Raw genomic sequence first — 20576 nt, forward strand, 5'->3', positions numbered from 1 at the left:
TGAGAAGCAGGCTTTACATATTTTAGGAGCCCTTCTATGGCTGTACTATAGCTTCTAGATACGTAATAATTGTTTGAATACTTTCAGGTACTTGATTTCCATGGAATTTTAAAAGCTGATTTTCGTATGAAATAATTACTTTAGGAATATCTCGAATCTCTTTTTTAATAACGGGCTTTATCGTTTTGAATTTAGAAGTTTCAAACAATGATATGATCTTGTTTAGTTCTTTATCAGAAAGTTGTTTCTGTAATACTCCCATCGTTGGAACATGATTAATCCCGTTATATAAAAGAAGTCCTTTTTTTGATATTTTAATATCATATACAGGACATGTCCCCAAACATGAAGTTTTTGAAAGTTTTATATAAGAGGAGGGCAACTCTTTTTGACTAGAAGCACATGATATTATAGTGATGAACAATGATACAATTAATACTAATCTCATAGGTGTGTATTTTAGTGTTTTCTTCGACATTGACCATGATTTTTTCCTATTCTAGATGCTTGTTTCCATTGTCCGGCAACAGGTAGTGCCCTTTTGGATTTAGAGGAAGAAACCGTGTTTTTTCTAATAAAGTCCCTAAGCCTTATAAGCTCATTATACTCATACATCAAGTTTATTTTTTGAGAGGCAATTGTTGAATTACTGTCTCTTTTGTCTTTGGTAACAAATGTGGCAAACACTTCTGCAATATCTTCTCCTGGATTTGTAGAAGCGTAAGCGGTTACAAATCGATCTTGATACGTATTATAAAATTCTTGCTTTTGGGATTCGTCGTTTTGGGCGTCTTTATATGCATTCCAAATATCTTTCCAAAACTTATTGTATAAAACATTGATGTAAGCGTCATTTTTGGCACAGCCTTCTCCGGGAAAAAAGTTTGTACAATTGTCGGAAGAAGTACTACTGTCTAATTGAGAATTATCCAGGGTAAGAATATGTCCGAATTCATGAATTATTGTATAAGCCAGTTCTCCATTGGCATTAAACCCACCATCGTAGGCAAAATCAATAGCAATTCCCATTCGCCAGGTAGATAAATCTTTTTTGGTTTCGTAGACATATCCTGCAGTACCATTGGCTTCTCCCGCATAAATGATAAATTCATTCATCTTTTTTAGATAAGAAGGAGGAACTATTTTTTTGACCAGATTCCATATTTCCATATGTTTCTGAGTATCTTTTTGAAAAGTTTCATGCTTTCCGGAAACAGTATAATCTTTTTCTTTTACGAGATTTTCTCCAACCACTCGATATAACGTAATATCTCCTTGTTCTCCTTCTCCTTGCTCATCTGTAGGATCCGGGTCTGTGTGGTTTTCGGTTTCTTTTTCATCGGGTTGTACAATGATACCATCATCGTCTTTATTGCAGTTACTCAGTATCAGAACTGATAAAAAAATAATAGATAAGAATTTTAATTTTTCGAATGATTTCCTCATAATAACTATTGTTTACAATTAAATATCGGTTACTATAAATAAAAACAACATGTTACGGGAATACCCTACTTAGGATTCTGAAAAAAGTTTTAGTTTTGATAATAACAAGAAATTAAATGATGTCAGAAAACGTCAAAGATATATGTAAACCTAAGGTGTTCGAAGATATTTATAGAAGTCAATCACGTACGCTTAGAAATTATATTTATTATAAATCAGGAGATGTAGAACAGGCAGAGGATATTGTTCAGGAAGCTTTTGTAAAATTGTGGAAGAATTGTTCTAAAGTAATTTTTGAGAAGGCTGCCGGTTTTTTATTCCTCGTTGCAAAAAACATGCACCTCAATCATGAAACTCGTAAGAAAGTAATTTTCAGACATCGTCAAACATTAGGAAATACAGAGAAAAGATCTATTGAGTCTCCTGAGTTTTTATTGGAAGAGAAAGAATTCATGATAAAAATAGAACGAGTATTAGCCAATCTTCCGGATGGTCAAAGAGAAGTGTTTTTACTAAATAGAATAGATAAAAAAACCTACAAGGAAATAGCAGAAATTGTTGGAATTTCGGTAAAGGCAGTAGAAAAACGAATGTATAATGCCTTGTTAGTCATTAGAAAAGAAATTGGAGATGTTTAGTAGGGTAATAAGGGGAGCATCTTGTTATATTAATAGAGGATAAAGAGAAAAACCATGGAACAAAAAAATACGGATAACACTTTTCTGGTTAGATGGTTAAATAATGAATTGACAAAAGAAGAATTAGAAGCCTTTGAACAGTCTGAAAAAACGGAGCGAATACGCTATACTATTAAAAAGATAGGTACGTTAGATGCTCCTCAATATAAAGAAGAGGAAATACTGAAGCAGATTAAAGAACAACTGAATGAAACATCAAAAATGCGTCCTCTTTTTCCAAAATGGTTGTATATGGCAGCTGCTTCGGTAGCAATACTATTAGGAATGTATTACTTTTTTGATAATAGTACGAAATTTGAAACCACTTATGGAGAAACGAAAGTGGTTTCATTACCAGATGGTTCTGAAATAAAACTAAATGCAAAAACACAGGTTTCCTATGATAAAGAAAATTGGGATGCCAACAGAACTGTATTGTTGGATGGAGAAGCGTATTTTGAGGTAGAAAAAGGAAGTGCATTTGTCGTAAAAACTAAAGAAGGAGCTGTGACGGTATTAGGAACGAGATTTAATACCAAAGTAGAAAAGGGATTTATAGAAGTACAGTGCCATGAAGGAAGAGTAAAAGTTTCAGGAACTACTATCGGAGAACGAATACTGAATAAAGGAGATGCTTTTAGAAAAATAAATGAAACCCAGAAAAATTGGAAAATTGAAGAAGAAGTTCCTTCCTGGATCAAGGGAGAAAGTACTTTTGCAGAAGTTCCAATTCACTATGTAATTACTGCTTTGCAAAAACAATTTGATGTTGTCTTTGAGGTACATTCGATAGACCAACGTGTTTTATATACTGGTGGTTTTGCGCATGATAATCTGGAAATAGCTTTAAAAACAGTTTTTGATCCTATGAGAATTTCTTATATTTTTAAGGATAAAACCACCATTGTGCTTGAGGCTGAATAAATGAAAGTACGAAACTTTTTGACGCTGTTTTTAATTCCAGTGATTACAATTTCTCAGACGAAAAAGATATTTTCATTTGAACAAATCCCCCTGACAGAAGTTTTGCAAAAAATAGAAGCGGAATATAAAATTAAATTCTCATATAATGCTAATAGGTTACAGGGAAAGACAATATCATTGTCATACACAGATAATAGGTTGGAACCTTTGTTACAAATACTCGAAAAAAAACTCGACGGATCAATAGAAAAAATAAATCACCGATATTATGTTATTCATTTTCAGGAAGAGGGTGATGAATATCAGATATGTGGATATATAAAAGATGCTAGTAATGGCGAGGTGTTAGGAAATGTGACTATAGCAATACAAGGAAGAGATGAAGGGGCGATATCTGATGCTAATGGGTATTTCGAAATTTTGAATGCCAAAAAAGAAGATGTACTTGTTATATCATATATAGGATTTTCTAGTATTGAAAAACCGGTAACAACATTTAAAAAAGGTATTTGTGCAGCGGTGATATTATTCCCTGATAATATATTGTTGGGAGAAGTTTTAATTAAAGAATATCTGATACAGGGAATTGATAAAACAGCCGAAGGGCATTTTATTATTACTCCCCAGAAGATGGGAATGATATCAGGAATGAGTGAACCCGATCTTCTAAGTAGCATTCAACAATTTCCTGGAATAGAAAGCCCGAGTGAGACTGCCTCGGGAATTTTTATTCGGGGAGGAACCCCAGATCATAATCTGGTTTTATGGGATGGGATAAAAATGTATCATACAGGACATTTTTTCGGAATGTTATCCGCATTTAATCCATACATTACTAAAAAAGTAAAGTTACTTAAAAGTAATATAGGATCGTATTATGGGGATCGGATTTCCGGGGTTATTGATATTAGTACAGAAGATGAATTAAATAAAAAAGTAAAAGGAGGTTTAGGAAGTAATTTTACCCATGTAGATGGGTATATTCAACTTCCTGTATCTTCAACCACGGGAATATTGGCATCGTTCAGAAGATCATATACCGATATCGTAAGAACTATCATGTACAATCGATTTTCCGAACGAGTGTTTCAAAATACAAAAATAGTAACAGATCAAGATTTTTTTACTCCCGAGTTTTCTGAAACGACAAATGCATTTTATTTTTCGGACTACACATTCAAAATTCACTCAAAGATTACAGATAAAGGAGCAGTGACTTTGAGTAGTTTGTACACCAAAAATAAATTGGATTATCAGGCAAGCTTATTAGATAAAAGTGAAATCACAACGAATTTTTTAGCTATAAATAATAAAGGGCTTAGTGTAAAATATAAGCATAAAAAGAATGCTAAATTTTCGTATGAATTATCAGGACACTATTCCAATTATGATTTAAATTATAAAGGAACCGATCTTTTTTTTGGAGAAAAAAGGACTTTGTTAGATAAAGAAAATAGATTAGAAGAGATAGGAGGAGCATTAGATACATATTGGAGGATTGGAAAAAAATGGGATTGGCGAAATGGGGTGCAGTTTTTTAATGTAGATGTTTCATACAAGATAGAGAATACATCAGACTTTCAGGATGTTTTTGATTTTGAAGATATTTATGAAGCTTCAAATATTGCTTATGCAGGATATTCAGAGGTAACCTATACAGGAGCAAAGGATATTGTGATAGGAGGTATCCGAGGAAGTTATCATCATTCATTAAACACATTTCTGGTCGCTCCTAGAATTGCATATAAACGGAAACTAACAAAACAATTGCTGGGGAAAATAGCAGGAGATACAAAAAACCAAACAGTAAGCCAGATTATTGAGTTATATACGAATGATTTTGGATTAGAAAATCAATTATGGGCAGTCGCAAACAAAAGTGATATTCCTATTCTCAAAAGTTATCAGATAGCTTTTGGCGGAGAATATAAAGCCAATTCATGGCTGATTGATATAGAAGCATATTATAAATTTATCAATGACCTGAGTTCTATAGGAAAAGGTTTTGGTACAGAAGATACCGAGGTTTTATCCATCGGAGAAAATACAATAAAAGGGATTGATTTTTTAGTTAAAAAGAAATTTACAAATTATACATCCTGGATAAGTTATAGCTATGCCAAAAGTGATTTTTTATTTGAAGGATTGAATGATGAAAAAACATTCGCTTCGAATTATGATATCAGACATTCGTTGCGGTGGTCACATACTTATTCATGGAATAAGTTTATGTTTTCATTAGGATGGGCATTTAGATCCGGAACCCCCTATACAGAAATTGTTGACCTGGAAAATGAAGGAGAAGAGATAGCGTTGCTTTATGAAGAATTAAATGGTAATCGATTGCCATTATATCACCGTCTTGATTTTTCTACAGTATATACGTTTGATGTTTCTAAACAAAAAAATATTCGGGGTAAAGCCGGTTTTTCTATCCTCAACCTGTATGATAAACAAAATGTGATTAATCGATCGTATTCGATTCTAGAGGAAGATGACCCGTCAGGAAATACATTGTATAAGCTTAGGCAAACGGATAAAGTATCATTAAGAGTGACTCCTACTGTTTTTTTTAGGCTTAATTTTTGAGAAATAGATAGGGGATTGATTATAACAGTCCGAGATCCTTGATCATAGCTACCAGATGAATACCGTTTTTAGCCTTGAAATGCTGTTTTAATTTGTTTAAGCGCTTTTCTACAGAACTGATGCTATGAGGAGAAATATGTTCCTTTTTGAATTCTTTGGCAATTTGATCTTGAGTAAGCCCTTTAGATAAATATTTCAACAAAATAATGTCGTAATCATTCAATTCAAAAACATTTTTTTTGTTGAGAGCATTTGATATTTGAGGAGAAATATAAATATTATCATTATAAACTTCTTCTATAGAATGCTCTAGCTCTTTTAGACCATACCTGCTTTTGCATACGTATCCGTTAATTTCCAGTTTTTTGAAAAATGTACTTATCTTGGTAGGTCGATCCTCTATAGAGTACATGATAACTTTAATCGTGGGTTGAATTGCTTTAATAGCGCTAATTAATTCGATACCGGAGGTGAGCTTTCGTTCTCTAAAGCAAGCTTTAAATGATAAATCGGTAATAAGAAGTTCAAAAGGAGTGTTGTCCTGTTCAGCTCTTCTAAATTTCAAAAAAGCATCATCACAGTATTGAGATTGATGAATATCAATGTTTTCCGTTTTTTCCTTAAGCATGGAGGCAACACCATGCCCAATACTTCCTAGGTCTTCCGCAACTAACACTTTTTTAAACATGAGCTTTCTATGATTAATTAGGAATTTGTATTTCGGCTTTAAAACCGTTTTCTGTTTCCGAATCAAATATAAATGATCCTCCTATAGTTTTTATACGGTTTTCCGCATTGTAAAGCCCATTTCTGTAATTTATTGCTTTTTCAGTTATTCCTCTACCATTATCAGAGTAGTTTATTTTTATCAATTTAAAAGATTTAGAAAAGGTGATTGCTACGAGTTTAGCCTGACTGTGTTTTTTCATATTAGTCATTAATTCTTGCAGAACCCTATATAGAGTTACTTTTTTTTCTCCAGATATTTTTTCCCAATTGATATGATCAAACCCTTTTACAATTAGCATGGTATCTATTGGGGTGTAGCTACTCAGCATATCTGATAATTCTTCCGGGTAATTTTGTCCGGTATCAATACTGCTGTTTTCTCTGGAAATATCTCGTGTTCTGGAGTAAATATCTTCTATTTTGTTGAGGAGTTCCGGTTTGTTTTCATCTTCTAATTGTATCATTACATTGTAGATGTCATTCGCTAACTCATCATGAACCTTTTTGGATATTCTGGTTTCGGTTTTATAGGTTTCCTGTATTTTTTCTCTTTTATATCGCTGTTTTAAAAAATAAATAACGAAACATCCAATTAAAAGAATGATAATTCCACTAGAGAGAAAAATAGTCTTATGTGCTTTTTGTTTAGCGGTTTCTGTTTCTTGTTTTGCCTTTTGGTTTTTGAGTTTTAGAATTTCTTCCTGTTTTAACTTGTCGTCATATTTTATTTTAGCGAACTGTGTCTTGACTGTTAATTCTTGCTTGTATAAACTGTCCTGTAAAATGATATACCTGTTTTTTATAGGAAGATTAAGCGGAGCTAGCTTGATCAATAGTTTTAAAGCGTCTAATTCTGCCTTAGGGTTGTTTGATTTTTTAGATACAATCAAGGCTTTATCAATCCATTTTTTAGCGGCTTTAGAATCTTTATTTGCAAAGAATTCGGCTAAATGGGTATAACTGGCTATTTGCCCTCTGAGATCTTTGTTTTTTAAGCGAATATTTAACGCTTTTTGAAACTCATTTTCTACATCTATCTGAGTGGATAGCCATTTGGCATACGCCATGTTATCGATGGCACGAGCCTTGTTTTTTACGCATTTGTTTGCCAGAGAATTATTCAGGATTGTTTTGAAGCCCTGAATAGCCTTTTTATATTTTTTGTGATCGATATAAATAGCAGATAGGTTGTTAAGATATACGAACCGATCTTTTTCAGAATCTGTAATCTCAATGGCTTTGTTATAATATTTTATAGCATCTTCATAATTTAATAATTTTCGGTGATTCGTAGCTAATACGCTATAAGCAGAAGCGATGTATTTAGTCTTTTGGGCACGAATAAGATATTGTAAGGATTCTGTGATGGTTTCTTTACTTCCAAAAAAATCACTGAAGTTTTGTTGAATCAATGCCATGTTTAATAAAGCTTTTCCAACTTGACCATTATCCCCAATCTGGAGAAAGTAATTTTTTGATTGATTAAAATAATAAAAAGCACTGTTTTGATCTCCGGTTACTTCTTTATAGTACACTCCTTTTAATGAGTAATGTTTCCCAATATGAAACGGGTTTTTTTTGAGAATAGCAGCGTGTAATAATTGAGTATTGAATAGTTGCAAGCTATCGTATTGTTTCATTAAGTAGTGAATGACACTTTTCTTCTGAAGTATTTTTAGAAGTAAGGTGTCATTCGTGTTTTTTTTGCTTAGCTCGTATGCGCTGTTTATAGCCTTGTATCTTTCTTGTAGCGGAATAGATTTGTCTTTAGCTTTTTGAAAATAAAAGAAGCTATTAGGGGGAGTAACTGTGTTTTTTTCTAATTCTAAGGAATTTTTGGTACAGGAAATAAAAAGTAAAAGGTAGGTTATTAAGAAGAGACGATACAGCAAGGTTGTTTTTAACAACTAAATTTAAAACAAAAAAAAAAGCCGTACAAGAAATACGGCTTATATACTTACGTTAATCATCATCATCAGGATCTGGAGCTACCTGCCCATCATCTCCTTCTGTAGATTGATGTTCAAATTCGAGTAATATCGGATCATCAGATGTCGTATCCTCTGAACATGAGGTTAAGTTGGTAATGACGCACAATGCGATCATTGTATAAAATATTGTTTTCATTTTTTTTTAAATAATTTCAATTTTAGACAAAGGGGGAGCTAGTCATAGTATGCTATGACTAGCATCCCACGGGTTCTATGGAGTACTCCGATATTTTGATTTTGGGAAGAAGGAACCGATACGAATCATTTTATATCCCTCCCTGTTTAATATAAAATCGACCGTATTACGGGTTTCCGTAAAGATTAGTTTTGTACAATTGTTATGTTAGCAAAGTATAACAGAAACTAATTCTTGAGGCAAAGAAATAATAGTTTCAAGAAGGGAATACACACAAACTGTATACTTGTTTTATACAAGTTTCGAACATCAGTAAACAAAGGGGTTTCATTAGATATGAAGAAGGGTTAATCTAAGTTGTAATTGGTATTGTATAATAATGGATCACGAAAAAGTTGGAAGAATAGTAAAAGAGGTTTTCGAAAAAGCAAAAAACGAATGTGTTTCACATTCAAAAAATGCATTGTCTAATCATGTGGCCGATGAAATAGAAGAAAAAAAGTATGGACGAATAAGCTATATGACGATTAAGAGAGCCTTTGAAAGGTATTTATTTGAAGAAATAAATAGAGGGAAACCCTCTAAAGAAACAATCGATTTGTTTTGTAAATATCTCGGCTTTACAAATTATAAAGACTTTATAGACGAGAAAGAAAAGAAAGTTTTAATTCGGAAGGATGATGCAGAGAGAGTTGAGGCAGGAGGAAAAGGTGAGGAGGGGTCTCGCTATTTTCCTCCTGTATATGTTTTGATACAGTTCATAGCTGTTATGGAAGGAATTCTTTTTTTTATTTTGTTGGTATGTTTTTTTTGTTTTCGGTCAGAATACCAATGCTGTACCAATCGAATCCGACCAGTGTACTCTGAATAAATTAAAAAATTGCGATGATTATATAGTGTTAGATAAAGTAGAGATAGGAACCGAAGATACATATAGTACTTCTACCGATATTGATAAGGGGAAAATTCCTTTAGTCTGGTATGAAAAAGATAAAGATGGTACCCCCAGATTCTTTGTAGCACCTACTATAAATGATTCTATAGACAGAGTTGTAGAAGAAATTAAACATTATATTTTAGAAGCATATAGAAGAGATAGTATTTTGTATAGAAAGAAATAAGGAGTATAACTAATAAGGCGATCGGCAGTATTTGGTTATTTTTCGTATTGAGCCATTATTTCTTTTACAAGCATTGCCGTTCTTTTATTCTTTTGTTTTGCTAATAACCTTTTAGGAGGGGCAACCCTAAGATCACAATCGGATAAGGAGCAAGATTCGCATGTAACCCCGACTTTTTCTTCCTTTATCTTAGCGTCATTCACAAAATTAATTTTGTTTTCCAAAGAAGGAGAGATTAAAAAACCAATCCCAATGCTACGGTAAAATTCATTTTTGAATGGGTCTTTAGTGGCCGAAGTAAATACCAGATAACGTTGGTTCGTTTCTACATAATTAGAGATTTGAATGTCAAAAGAATACGTGAGGTCTTTTTGAGCAGTACGTTGCAGTGTTTTAATAGCCATCCATTTTCTACAGTAATGCTCATTGGTTTCATTGGCATGAGGTTGTTGCTGATGTGTGATGTGCAACTCTTTTACCAGGTTAAATTTATTCGTTTTGGGATGATGCGTGAAGCGAAGAAAAAATACATTTTGCATGGCAAAATCTTTAGGAAGAATGTTGGTCAGTCTTTGATAGAAAGATTCGGGAGATGCATTGTATAACTTCATGATTTTGTGAAAAGCTCTTTCTGAGAAATGCTTCATTTCGAAAAGATCTTTGAGATTTTTTTTAAAATGGTCTCTGGGAATAATCAAAGCTCCGGCAAAATAAGATGCGTAAAAATTATGAAGTACTTCTTCAAATTTATCATACTTAATCCATGAAAATGTAAAAGGACGCTCTACTATTTTCATATATTGATATCCAATTTCTTTGGCATATATAAAAGTTCGTTGTGCCTCATCTACCTCCTTTGATAATAATAAGGTTTTACTGGCGGGAACATATACAGACCGGAGATTAATTAACTCTTCCTGTTTGGGGATTCCCTCTTTATTGATGGTGTATCCGTATTCCTCTATCAAAATTTCTTCTAATTCCGTAGAAGTTAGGTTTCCCTGAAGATCTATTTGATAAGAATTCGCAAACCGCAAGGCGTGTGCTTCCAGTTCTATAAAAAAGTTATTGTGTGCCTCCTGGTATGATCGGAGCGAGGCGAGAAAAAAACCTTCCCGGCTCATATTGTAATGTTGAGCAATTTCAAAAATAGTACTGATAAAAGCATTTACTTTAGAAGGAGCATTCGCGATGATGTCAATCAAATCTCTTTGGTGAATTCCGAATAATTCTAATGGAATTTCATCCAGAATTCCCGATTGAAGAATATCCCCTATTGGAGCTAAATTTTTATCGAGTTTTAGAGATACTAATTTGTCATATGGTACATCAAGCGTCTCTGATAACTTGATGATTTTGTCTGTTTTAGGATATTTTTTTCCCTTTTCAATTTCATTTAGGTACGATTTTGATAAGCCACTTAATTTCGATAACCCAAAAAGAGATAGATCCTTTTCTGTTCGTATCTGCTTGATTTTCAATCCAAAAATAAGCCGTATGTATTCTTCTGCAATTGCCATAGAGGCAAAAATAATACTTTATGCGAATATTTTCAAATAACAAAAAATCGCTTTTAGCGAACGTTCGCTTGTTTTGTAAAAAACTTTTTTTTAATATTGTTCTCAGATAATGAGACAATTATGAAATGAGCATGCTGAATGATTTGAAAAAAGTAGAATTATTAAGAGTGCGAATTCCATCTGAACATTGAATAAACAGTAAACACAAACAGATGAAAACACAAACAAGCATTAGCCAAACCATTAGTTTCACAAAAGATGTTAGAAACTATTATCCAGAAATGTTAACAGATGAGGTGTTGGAATTTTTAGAAGCGCTACAGAACCGATTTAATGAAAGAAGGTTGCGACTGCTTACAAAAAGAGAAGAACAACAGCAGTTGTTTGATCGGGGAGTAACTCCAGCGTTTTTAGAAAACACAAAAGAAATCAGAGAAGGGAATTGGGTCGCAGGTGCTATTCCAAAGGATCTTCAGGATCGGCGTGTAGAAATTACTGGACCAGTGGATAGAAAAATGATTATTAATGCACTGAATTCAGGAGCAAAAACCTTTATGGCAGATTTTGAGGATAGTAATGCGCCTTCATGGGATAATTGTTTACAAGGGCAAAAGAATTTGAAAGATGCAGTTAATAGAACTATTTCTTATTACAGTCCTAAGAATGAGCGAACATACGAACTCAATAGAGAAATTGCAGTTTTAATAGTGAGAACCAGAGGACTTCATCTGAATGAAAAACATATGTTGATTCATGATAAAGAGGTGAGTGCCGCATTATTTGATTTTGGAATTTATTTGTTTCATAATCACCAGCGATTACAAGCTAATGGAACAGGAGCATATTATTATTTGCCAAAATTGGAGCATTATGAGGAAGCAATCTGGTGGAATGATGTGATCGATTTTTCAGAGACCTATTTAGGGATGAAAAAGGGTAGTGTAAAAGTTACGGTTCTCGTAGAAACCATCACCGCCAGTTTTCAACTGGATGAGATTATCTATGCCTTAAAAGACCATATTGTAGGGCTGAACTGTGGTCGCTGGGACTATATTTTTAGCTACATCAAAAAAATGAGAAATCATAAAGACTTTATCGTTCCGGATAGAGACCAGGTAACAATGACAAGTCCGTTTATGAATGCTTACAGTACGTTAGTGATTCAGCGATGTCATAAGCGCAATATTTTGGCAATAGGAGGAATGGCAGCCCAGATTCCTATAAAAGGAGATGAAGAAAGAAATGCAAAAGCTTTTGAAAAAGTTAGAATTGATAAAGAACGGGAGGTACTGAATGGACATGATGGAACATGGGTTGCTCATCCTGGGTTAGTAGCATTGGCAATGCAAGTGTTTAATGCCAATATGCCAGGACTAAATCAACTAGATGTACACAGGAATGAAGTGACTATTACAGAAGAAGATCTGTTAGAAATTCCCAAAGGGACTATTACAGAAGAAGGTATTAGAAAAAATATAAATGTCGGAATTCATTATATAGCGACCTGGCTAGGAGGGAATGGAGCTGTGTCTATCTATAATCTGATGGAAGATGCCGCAACAGCAGAAATAAGCAGGACTCAGATATGGCAATGGTTAAAAAATGAAGTGACGCTGGACGATGGGAGTATATTTAATAAACGCCGATTTAATACCCTTTTTGAGGATGAACTATTGATCATTAAAAAACAAGTAGGAGAACAATTGTTTATTAAAGAAAATTACCTCAATGCGATCTCTATTTTTAGGCGATTAGTCATAGCAAATGATTTTGAAGAGTTTTTGACGACAAGAGCATACCAATATATATAACAACACAAACAAATTAACTTAAAAATTACGGAATTATGAACGCAAAACAAAAAGCAGAAGAATTGTTAATAGATTGGACAACAAACCCCAGATGGAGAGGGGTAGAGCGCCCTTATTCTCCAGAAAAAGTGGTGCAGCTTCAAGGATCGTATGCAATTGAATACAGCATTGCGAGACAAGGAGCCGAAAAATTGTGGATGAAGCTAAAGACTCAGGATTTTGTAGCCGGGTTAGGAGCTTTGACAGGGAATCAGGCTGTGCAGGAGGTAGAAGCAGGATTAGAAGCGATTTATCTGAGCGGATGGCAAGTTGCTGCCGATGCAAATTTAGCAGGAGAAATGTACCCGGATCAATCTCTGTACCCCGCTAATAGTGTTCCGCAAGTGGTAAAAAGAATCAATAATGCACTGTTAAGAGCAGATCAAATTCAGGTAGTCAATCATGTGAAAAACAAGAAAGATTATTTAGTGCCAATTGTAGCAGATGCTGAAGCTGGGTTTGGTGGAAATTTAAATGTGTTTGAACTGACGAAATCAATGATCGAATCAGGAGCAAGCGGGATTCACCTGGAAGATCAATTAAGTTCTGCTAAAAAGTGTGGACACTTAGGAGGAAAGGTATTGGTTCCTACTCAAGAAGCAGTAAACAAACTAATAGCAGCTAGATTGGCTGCTGATGTAATGGGGGTTCCTACCGTTATTATTGCCCGAACTGATGCCGATGCTGCTAATTTGTTAACCAGTGATATCGATGAAAGAGATCGAAAATTCGTAACAGGAGAACGTACTGATGAAGGTTTTTTCTATGTAAAAAATGGAATAGAACAAGGAATTGACAGAGGACTTTCATACGCGCCATATGCAGATTTAATATGGATGGAGACCAGTACTCCTGACCTGGAACAAGCAAGAAGATTTGCAACAGCAATACATGCAGAATATCCGGATAAGATGCTGGCGTATAATTGTTCTCCTTCATTTAATTGGGCAGCAAAACTTTCTGTAGAGGAAATGGAGGTATTCAGGGAAGAGCTGGCTTCGATGGGATATAAATTTCAGTTTATTACTCTGGCAGGTTTTCACGCATTAAATACCAGTATGTTTGAGTTGTCAAAAGCTTATAAAGAACGAGGTATGGCTGGGTATTCAGAATTACAGGAGCGAGAGTTCGCGTTACAAAAAGAAGGCTTTAGAGCAGTAAAGCATCAAGCATTTGTAGGAACAGCTTATTTTGATGAGATACAACAGGTGGTTACTTCAGGAAAAACAGCAACAGCTGCAATGCATGGAAGTACGGAAGAAGAACAATTTTGAATCATTTGCGCCAAAAATTGTGAGAATACCTCATATTGCTAAACCTGATAGTTATTGACTAAAAAGGAAATATGTAATATGGGGTGTTTTTGTTCTTTTTTCAATAATAAATGGAATTTAATAAGTTGATGATACTGTGTTTTTGCAATAAAAATGCTACATTAAGGGGGGAATTAATAAAACATTTATTTGGAATACGGACTGCTATACCTGTTTTTGTATCAAGAACATGAGGGACCGAAAATCAATCCGATTTTTGGAGGGGTTGCTGTATTTATAATTTTTTCGATCTGCGTATATTATGTGCTCCGCTATTTGGAAACTATTTATGTGAAGTTTTATAAAAGGCCTTACTTTATTCACTGGTATTTTCGAATGAGAAAACTGCCTGATGCTATGAGGCGCTTTTTAGAAGAAAATACATTTTATAAACAATTGAATAAGCGCAAAAAACAATACTTCGAGCATAGAGTAGCTTGTTTTTTAGATACAACGGATTTCGTAGGAAGAGAAGAAATGAAGGTTACGGATGAAATGAAAATGAAAATTTCGATGATTGTTATTCAATTAACCTTCGGAATGAGGAAATATCTGATAGAGTATCTAACGACTATTATTTTGTACCCCAGTACTTTTTTTTCTGTACTCAATCAGCGAGAGCATAAAGGTGAGTTTAATCCCAGATCTAAAGCATTAGTACTTTCCTGGGAGCATTTTCAGAATAAAAATCAGAAAACTTTGGATAGTAATTTAGGGATTCACGAGGTAGCACATGCAATTCATTATACGGCTATAAAAAATACAGATATCAGTGCAGAGATTTTTTATGATACTTTTCTAGAGTTGGAGCAATACTTAAATTCTCCGGAAATGAAAGAGAAAGTTTTAAAGGCGAATATCCTTAGAGCCTATGCTTTTACTGATAAATATGAATTTGTCGCAGTACTAATTGAGGTTTTTATGCTTTCGCCAATGAAGTTAAAGACACATCTTCCCAAGGTATATGATTATGTGAGTCAGATGCTTAATTTTAGATATTTTGATGAGTAAGTTTAGGGTTTTTGAAGCTTCGATATATGTTGATTTACGCAGGTTGATATCTTGTTACGTAACTTCTTGTGTATGATGACTTCCTTTAAATAAATTAATGTACTGTTATCATAGTATTAGTAGTAGACGATGCTGTTTTTAGTCATAATATTATGCGCTAAAAAAAGCGAGTTTTAAAACTCGCTTTTCTCATATTTATAAACTATGTTTTTTAAGAATTGGCAACGGCTTTTAGTTCTTTTATAGTTTGTATTTGATCTTCACTTTTAAAGACAAAGCTTCCTGCTACTAATACATCAGCTCCGGCATCTGCAAGTTGCTTAGCATTTTTACTGGTAACTCCTCCATCAATTTCAATTAAAGTAGTTGCTTTTTTTCGGGTAATTAACTCTTTTAACTGAACTACTTTGTTGTAAGTATTTTCAATAAATGATTGTCCTCCAAAACCAGGATTTACACTCATTATGCATACCAGGTCGATTTCAGTAATAACATCTTCTAATAACGATATATTAGTATGTGGATTTAAGGCTACTCCGGCTTTCATGCCTTCTGCTTTGATAGCTTGTAATGTTCGGTGCAAATGTGTACAAGCTTCGTAGTGTACAGTGAGTATATTGCTTCCTAAATCCGCAAATGTTTTGATGTACCTGTCAGGGTCCACGATCATAAGGTGAACATCGATTGTTTTAGATGCATGTTTTGCTATATCTCTAAGTACAGGCATCCCAAAAGAAATATTCGGGACAAATACACCGTCCATAATATCAATGTGAAACCAATCTGCCTCACTTTTATTGATCATTTCGACATCTCTTTGAAGATTAGCAAAGTCAGCAGCTAATACAGAAGGAGCAATTAATTTTGAACTCATAAAAATTGTGTTGTTTTCGGCAAAAATACTATTTGATTTGAAAACACAAACAAGTTTTGATAGAACTTTTGTGTAAAATAAAAAGAAGAAACTCCTGAAAATCCATCTTTTGGACAAGGATAACGAAAAGCTGTATACAGGAAATAACTTTAGGAGAATCAATATGAATCAAATACTTAGTAACTCTTATCTATAAATCCTCATTTAATAATTTATCGGTAACAAGATTGTGATACCGTTAAGGAACTAACTATCCTCTGTCTTTTTGTTCCAATCATCAAGCTTTCCTCCTCCACAATAAATAAATGATCCAGTATACTTCACTTTCATCGTGTTTACTTTTAAGATTCGTTGAAGCGTTTTCGACATGATTTCTTTTTTGATTATTTGTTGAAACCATTTAGAATACAGGGGTTTACGAATAAATACACTTAGGCGTGATAAGTGTGTTATATGAAAAAACCTCCGGGTAATCAATCCGGAGGTCATTCATCAATCAAAAAACGAACAGTTATGTTATAAACTGTTTGTAACTGCAATTTAGGAATTTATCCTAAATATGTCTTTAATATTTTACTTCTAGACGTATGTTTTAGTCTTCTTATTGCTTTTTCTTTAATCTGGCGAACACGTTCTCTGGTTAGATCAAAGGTTTCTCCAATTTCTTCCAATGTCATAGGATGTTGATCTCCAAGACCGAAATATAATCGAATAACATCTGCTTCTCTAGGAGTTAATGTTTCCAGAGCACGCTCTATTTCGGTACGAAGGGATTCGTGTAATAATTGTTTATCCGGATTTGGAGATTCTCCAGAGTTTAATACATCATATAGGTTAGAATCTTCTCCTTCTACCAGAGGAGCGTCCATACTTACGTGACGTCCTGAATTTTTCATTGATTCCTTAACGTCATTAATGGTCATGTCTAATTCTTTGGCAATTTCTTCAGCACTTGGAGGGCGTTCATGAGACTGCTCTAAGAAGGCATATGTTTTGTTTATTTTGTTGATAGAACCAATTTTGTTCAGTGGCAGACGTACAATACGTGATTGCTCTGCAAGCGCCTGTAGTATAGATTGACGAATCCACCATACAGCATAAGAGATAAACTTAAAACCTCTGGTTTCATCAAATCTTTTAGCCGCTTTAATAAGTCCTAAGTTTCCTTCATTGATCAAATCCGGAAGTGTTAGACCCTGGTTTTGGTATTGTTTAGCAACAGAAACCACAAATCGCAAGTTAGCTTTCGTGAGTTTTTCAAGCGCTCTTTCATCTCCTGCCTTTATCCGTTGTGCTAATTCCACCTCTTCATCTGCTGTAATAAGATCTACTTTTCCTATTTCTTGTAAATACTTATCTAGCGATGCGGTTTCACGATTGGTAACCTGCTTCGTAATTTTTAGTTGTCTCATCTATATGTCTCCTAGAAATTTAATTATGAATATTTTAGGGCTATTCAATTATTATACGTAAGAAGAAGGATAAATGTTACAAAAAAATAATTTTTTTTTAATTTTAAATAGTTAAATATCTGATAACTATTGTTTTTTATAGAGATTTCAAGGAATGTGCGAATAAAAAAAACACCTTTGTACTGATGTAAAAGGTGTTTCTTTTGAATATAAATATTGAATAAAGATTAACTTTCTTTTTTCTCAGGTTTTGGCTTTCGATTATCTCTGTTGTCTCGATTTCCACCTGGTTTTCCTTCCTTTCTAGGAGGTCTTTGTAGAAGAGCTTTTCTGGATACTTTTTCTTTGCGGGTTTTTGGATCAATACCAAAATACTTCACATCGATAAGGTCTCCCATATTTACTACATCTGTTACATTATTTGTACGCTCCCAAGCTAATTCAGAAATGTGAAGTAATACTTCATTTCCTGGTGCTTCTACATATTCTACAACAGCTCCGAATTCTAGGATCTTCACTACCTTTACTTCATATACGCTACCTACTTCCGGTTTGAAAGTAATTGCGTTAATTCTGGAGATTACCCAGTCAATAGCTTCTTGGTCTACTCCGAGAATTTCTACAATACCAAAATCACCATCTTCTTCGATGACAATTGTTGTACCGCTTTCTTTCTGCATTTCCTGAATTACCTTACCGCTAGGTCCGATAACTGCTCCAATATAAGACTCAGGAATAGTTACTTTTACCATTTTTGGAGCGTGTGCCTTAACTGTTTCGCTTGGTTGCTCTATGGTATCTGTAAGCTTTTCTAGTATATGAAGTCTTCCTTCTCTGGCTTGTTTTAGGGCATTTACCAAAATTTCATAGGATAACCCTTTTATTTTGATGTCCATTTGACAAGCTGTAATACCATCCGCAGTTCCGGTTACTTTAAAATCCATATCTCCTAAGTGATCTTCATCTCCAAGGATATCAGATAATACAGCATATTTTTCTCCGTCACTGATAAGTCCCATGGCAATTCCAGAAACAGGCTTCTTTAGTTTCACACCGGCATCCATAAGTGCCATTGTTCCCGAACAAACTGTTGCCATAGAAGAAGAACCATTTGATTCTAATACTTCTGAAACGACACGAACAGTATATGGACAATCTTCAGGAATCATTCCCTTTAGCGCACGTTGTGCCAGGTTACCATGTCCTATTTCTCTTCTCGAAGTACCACGTAGTGGTCTTGCTTCTCCGGTAGAGAAAGGAGGGAAGTTATAATGCAGGTAGAAACGCTCTTCTGATTGGAATGTTGGTAAGTCGATAACATTTGCTTCTCTGGAAGTTCCTAATGTTACAGTTGCTAGTGCTTGTGTTTCCCCTCTTGTAAAAATTGAAGAACCATGTGTAGAAGGAAGGTAATCTACTTCACACCAGATAGGTCTGATTTCAGTAGTTGCTCTTCCGTCCAGACGAATTCCTTCGTTAAGGACCAAGTTTCTAACAGCTTCTTTGTGTGCTTTGTTAAAATATTTAGCGATTAGTTCTCCTTTCTCTTCGATTTCCTCTTCAGAGAAAGTAGCTAAGATTTCTTCTTTTACTTCAGAAAAAGCTAATCCTCGTTCTTTTTTAGAAGATCCTTGCTTAGCAATGTCATAACATCTCTGATAAGCAGCTTCATGAATTTGAGTAGCTAATTCTTCGTCGTTTTCTTCCGGAGTATATTCTCTGGTTTCTTTTTTTCCAACAGCTTCTGCTAATCGTATTTGTGCATCACATTGTATTTTGATAGCTTCATGGGCGAATTTGATCGCTTCAGTCATTTCTTCTTCAGAAACTTCATCCATTTCTCCTTCTACCATCGCTACAGAATCAGCCGATGCCCCAACCATAAGATCGATATCTGCTTTTTCTAATTGCTCTCTGCTTGGATTGATAACAAATGCTCCATCAATTCTAGCAACACGAACTTCAGAAATAGGGGTTTCAAAAGGAATATCAGATAGCTGAAGTGCAGTAGAAGCAGCTAATCCTGCTAATGCATCAGGCATCACATTTTCATCATGTGACATCAGCTGTATCATTACCTGAGTTTCTGAGTGATAATCTTTTGGAAACAATGGACGTAAAACACGATCCACTAATCTCATTGTTAAAATTTCTTCCGTACTAGGTCTTGCCTCTCTTTTAAAGAACCCTCCAGGATAACGTCCTGCAGCAGCAAATTTTTCTCTATAATCAACAGTTAAAGGAAGGAAATCTACTGTACCATCTTCATAAGAAGAAACAACAGTACATAGTAGCATAGCATTTCCCATTTTAACAACAACAGACCCATGAGCTTGTTTTGCTAATTTTCCGGTTTCGAGGGAGATTTCTCTTCCATCTCCTAAGTCGATAACCTCTTTATACACTTTTGGAATCATATATTTTTTTGATTCAGCCTGTCTATGTTTACAGGCTTAATTAAACATTGGTTTTTTCCGTCTTTCTTTGGCGGACAAGGTTGTGTTGTTGTGGTTGTTGTTTGTACCAATGAAAAACCAAGGCGTTTATTTGTGTTTTTTGTCTTTTTTAAAAAAACAAAAACCTTTGAAATTTATTATATATAAGTCAATTATAAATTGACGTATAATCAAAAAGAGAGGCGCGCAGCCTCTCTCTTGTTCTTTATTTTCTTAAACCTAATTCTTTTACAATCGCACGATATCTCATGATATCTTTCTTCTTTAGGTAATCAAGTAGATCTCTTCGCTTACCTACTAACTTTACTAGAGAACGCTCAGTGTTAAAATCTTTTCTGTTCTTTTTTAAGTGCTCGGTTAAGTGAGTAATTCTGTAGGTAAATAAAGCGATTTGACCTTCTGCAGATCCTGTATCTGCTTTTCCTTTACCGTGTTTTGCGAAAATCTCTTCTTTCGTTTCTTTTGTTAAATACATTCCAATATTAGTTTTAATGATTTTTATGTATAATAAAATATCTATTATTAGC

The 20576-nt window shown here is 34.2% G+C and carries 19 protein-coding genes; 8 read left to right on the forward strand and 11 right to left on the reverse strand.

Annotation, left to right across the window (positions count from 1 at the left end; all coding sequences use genetic code 11):
• Window positions 1–34: 34 nt before the first annotated feature.
• Both HN014_RS11475 and HN014_RS11480 read right to left on the reverse strand, forming a co-directional pair.
• Window positions 35–448, reverse strand: a complete 414-nt coding sequence (locus HN014_RS11475; protein WP_176029013.1) for a DUF6438 domain-containing protein — start codon at window positions 446–448, stop codon at window positions 35–37.
• Window positions 449–459: 11 nt separating this feature from the next.
• A complete protein-coding gene (locus tag HN014_RS11480) occupies window positions 460–1446 on the reverse strand; it encodes a putative zinc-binding metallopeptidase (protein WP_176029014.1) in 987 nt (328 codons plus the stop codon).
• A gap of 116 nt (window positions 1447–1562) precedes the next feature.
• Between HN014_RS11480 and HN014_RS11485 the strand changes: the two genes are divergently transcribed.
• From HN014_RS11485 to HN014_RS11495, 3 genes are read left to right on the forward strand one after another with little or no spacing between them, the layout of a single operon-like run.
• Window positions 1563–2084 (forward strand): RNA polymerase sigma factor, encoded by a 522-nt coding sequence (locus HN014_RS11485; RefSeq protein WP_368660054.1) that lies wholly within the window; start codon window positions 1563–1565, stop codon window positions 2082–2084.
• A gap of 54 nt (window positions 2085–2138) precedes the next feature.
• Entirely contained in the window at window positions 2139–3047 is a 909-nt protein-coding gene (locus tag HN014_RS11490; RefSeq protein WP_176029015.1) for a FecR family protein, read from the forward strand.
• Window positions 3048–5636, forward strand: a complete 2589-nt coding sequence (locus HN014_RS11495; RefSeq protein ID WP_176029016.1) for a carboxypeptidase-like regulatory domain-containing protein — start codon at window positions 3048–3050, stop codon at window positions 5634–5636.
• Between the two features lie 19 nt (window positions 5637–5655).
• Here the strand turns inward: HN014_RS11495 and HN014_RS11500 are convergent, their stop codons facing one another.
• The 3 genes from HN014_RS11500 to HN014_RS11510 all read right to left on the reverse strand — a co-directional run bounded on the left by HN014_RS11500 (window position 5656) and on the right by HN014_RS11510 (window position 8492).
• Window positions 5656–6324, reverse strand: coding sequence for a response regulator transcription factor (locus HN014_RS11500; RefSeq protein ID WP_176029017.1), 669 nt, complete (start codon window positions 6322–6324; stop codon window positions 5656–5658).
• 13 nt (window positions 6325–6337) lie between these two features.
• Entirely contained in the window at window positions 6338–8005 is a 1668-nt protein-coding gene (locus tag HN014_RS11505; RefSeq protein WP_176029018.1) for a tetratricopeptide repeat-containing sensor histidine kinase, read from the reverse strand.
• A gap of 322 nt (window positions 8006–8327) precedes the next feature.
• Window positions 8328–8492 carry a hypothetical protein gene (locus tag HN014_RS11510; RefSeq protein ID WP_176029019.1) on the reverse strand — a complete coding sequence of 55 codons (165 nt, stop codon included), beginning with the start codon at window positions 8490–8492 and terminating at the stop codon, window positions 8328–8330.
• Window positions 8493–8871: 379 nt separating this feature from the next.
• Between HN014_RS11510 and HN014_RS11515 the strand changes: the two genes are divergently transcribed.
• Both HN014_RS11515 and HN014_RS11520 read left to right on the forward strand, forming a co-directional pair.
• A complete protein-coding gene (locus HN014_RS11515) occupies window positions 8872–9363 on the forward strand; it encodes a hypothetical protein (RefSeq protein ID WP_176029020.1) in 492 nt (163 codons plus the stop codon).
• A gap of 25 nt (window positions 9364–9388) precedes the next feature.
• Window positions 9389–9613, forward strand: a complete 225-nt coding sequence (locus HN014_RS11520) for a hypothetical protein (RefSeq protein WP_176029021.1) — start codon at window positions 9389–9391, stop codon at window positions 9611–9613.
• A 35-nt stretch (window positions 9614–9648) separates the two neighbouring features.
• On the opposite strand, the gene HN014_RS11525 is transcribed toward HN014_RS11520, so the two are convergent.
• Window positions 9649–11127 (reverse strand): helix-turn-helix domain-containing protein, encoded by a 1479-nt coding sequence (locus tag HN014_RS11525; RefSeq protein WP_176031095.1) that lies wholly within the window; start codon window positions 11125–11127, stop codon window positions 9649–9651.
• A 218-nt stretch (window positions 11128–11345) separates the two neighbouring features.
• On the opposite strand from HN014_RS11525, the gene aceB reads away from it, so the two are divergent.
• The 3 genes from aceB to HN014_RS11540 all read left to right on the forward strand — a co-directional run bounded on the left by aceB (window position 11346) and on the right by HN014_RS11540 (window position 15307).
• The gene (gene aceB / locus HN014_RS11530; RefSeq protein WP_176029022.1) at window positions 11346–12944 is read left to right on the forward strand and encodes a malate synthase A; all 1599 of its coding nucleotides are present in this window, start codon (window positions 11346–11348) and stop codon (window positions 12942–12944) included.
• 35 nt (window positions 12945–12979) lie between these two features.
• On the forward strand, window positions 12980–14257 hold the full coding sequence (gene aceA / locus HN014_RS11535) for an isocitrate lyase (protein WP_368660055.1): 1278 nt from the start codon (window positions 12980–12982) through the stop codon (window positions 14255–14257).
• A 375-nt stretch (window positions 14258–14632) separates the two neighbouring features.
• Window positions 14633–15307: a zinc-dependent peptidase gene (locus HN014_RS11540; protein ID WP_303246381.1), complete on the forward strand. Its 675-nt coding sequence runs from the start codon at window positions 14633–14635 to the stop codon at window positions 15305–15307.
• A 211-nt stretch (window positions 15308–15518) separates the two neighbouring features.
• On the opposite strand, the gene rpe is transcribed toward HN014_RS11540, so the two are convergent.
• From rpe to rpsO, 5 genes are all read right to left on the reverse strand, one after another.
• On the reverse strand, window positions 15519–16181 hold the full coding sequence (rpe, locus tag HN014_RS11545; protein WP_176029024.1) for a ribulose-phosphate 3-epimerase: 663 nt from the start codon (window positions 16179–16181) through the stop codon (window positions 15519–15521).
• A gap of 246 nt (window positions 16182–16427) precedes the next feature.
• Window positions 16428–16550: a hypothetical protein gene (locus HN014_RS22735; RefSeq protein ID WP_303246382.1), complete on the reverse strand. Its 123-nt coding sequence runs from the start codon at window positions 16548–16550 to the stop codon at window positions 16428–16430.
• Window positions 16551–16729: 179 nt separating this feature from the next.
• Window positions 16730–17593 (reverse strand): RNA polymerase sigma factor RpoD/SigA, encoded by an 864-nt coding sequence (locus HN014_RS11550; protein ID WP_176029025.1) that lies wholly within the window; start codon window positions 17591–17593, stop codon window positions 16730–16732.
• Between the two features lie 227 nt (window positions 17594–17820).
• A complete protein-coding gene (locus HN014_RS11555; RefSeq protein ID WP_176029026.1) occupies window positions 17821–20010 on the reverse strand; it encodes a polyribonucleotide nucleotidyltransferase in 2190 nt (729 codons plus the stop codon).
• Window positions 20011–20254: 244 nt separating this feature from the next.
• Window positions 20255–20524 (reverse strand): 30S ribosomal protein S15, encoded by a 270-nt coding sequence (gene rpsO / locus HN014_RS11560; protein ID WP_176029027.1) that lies wholly within the window; start codon window positions 20522–20524, stop codon window positions 20255–20257.
• Window positions 20525–20576 lie beyond the last annotated feature (52 nt).

The sequence above is a fragment of the Aquimarina sp. TRL1 genome, from assembly GCF_013365535.1.
GTDB classification, from domain to species: domain Bacteria; phylum Bacteroidota; class Bacteroidia; order Flavobacteriales; family Flavobacteriaceae; genus Aquimarina; species Aquimarina hainanensis.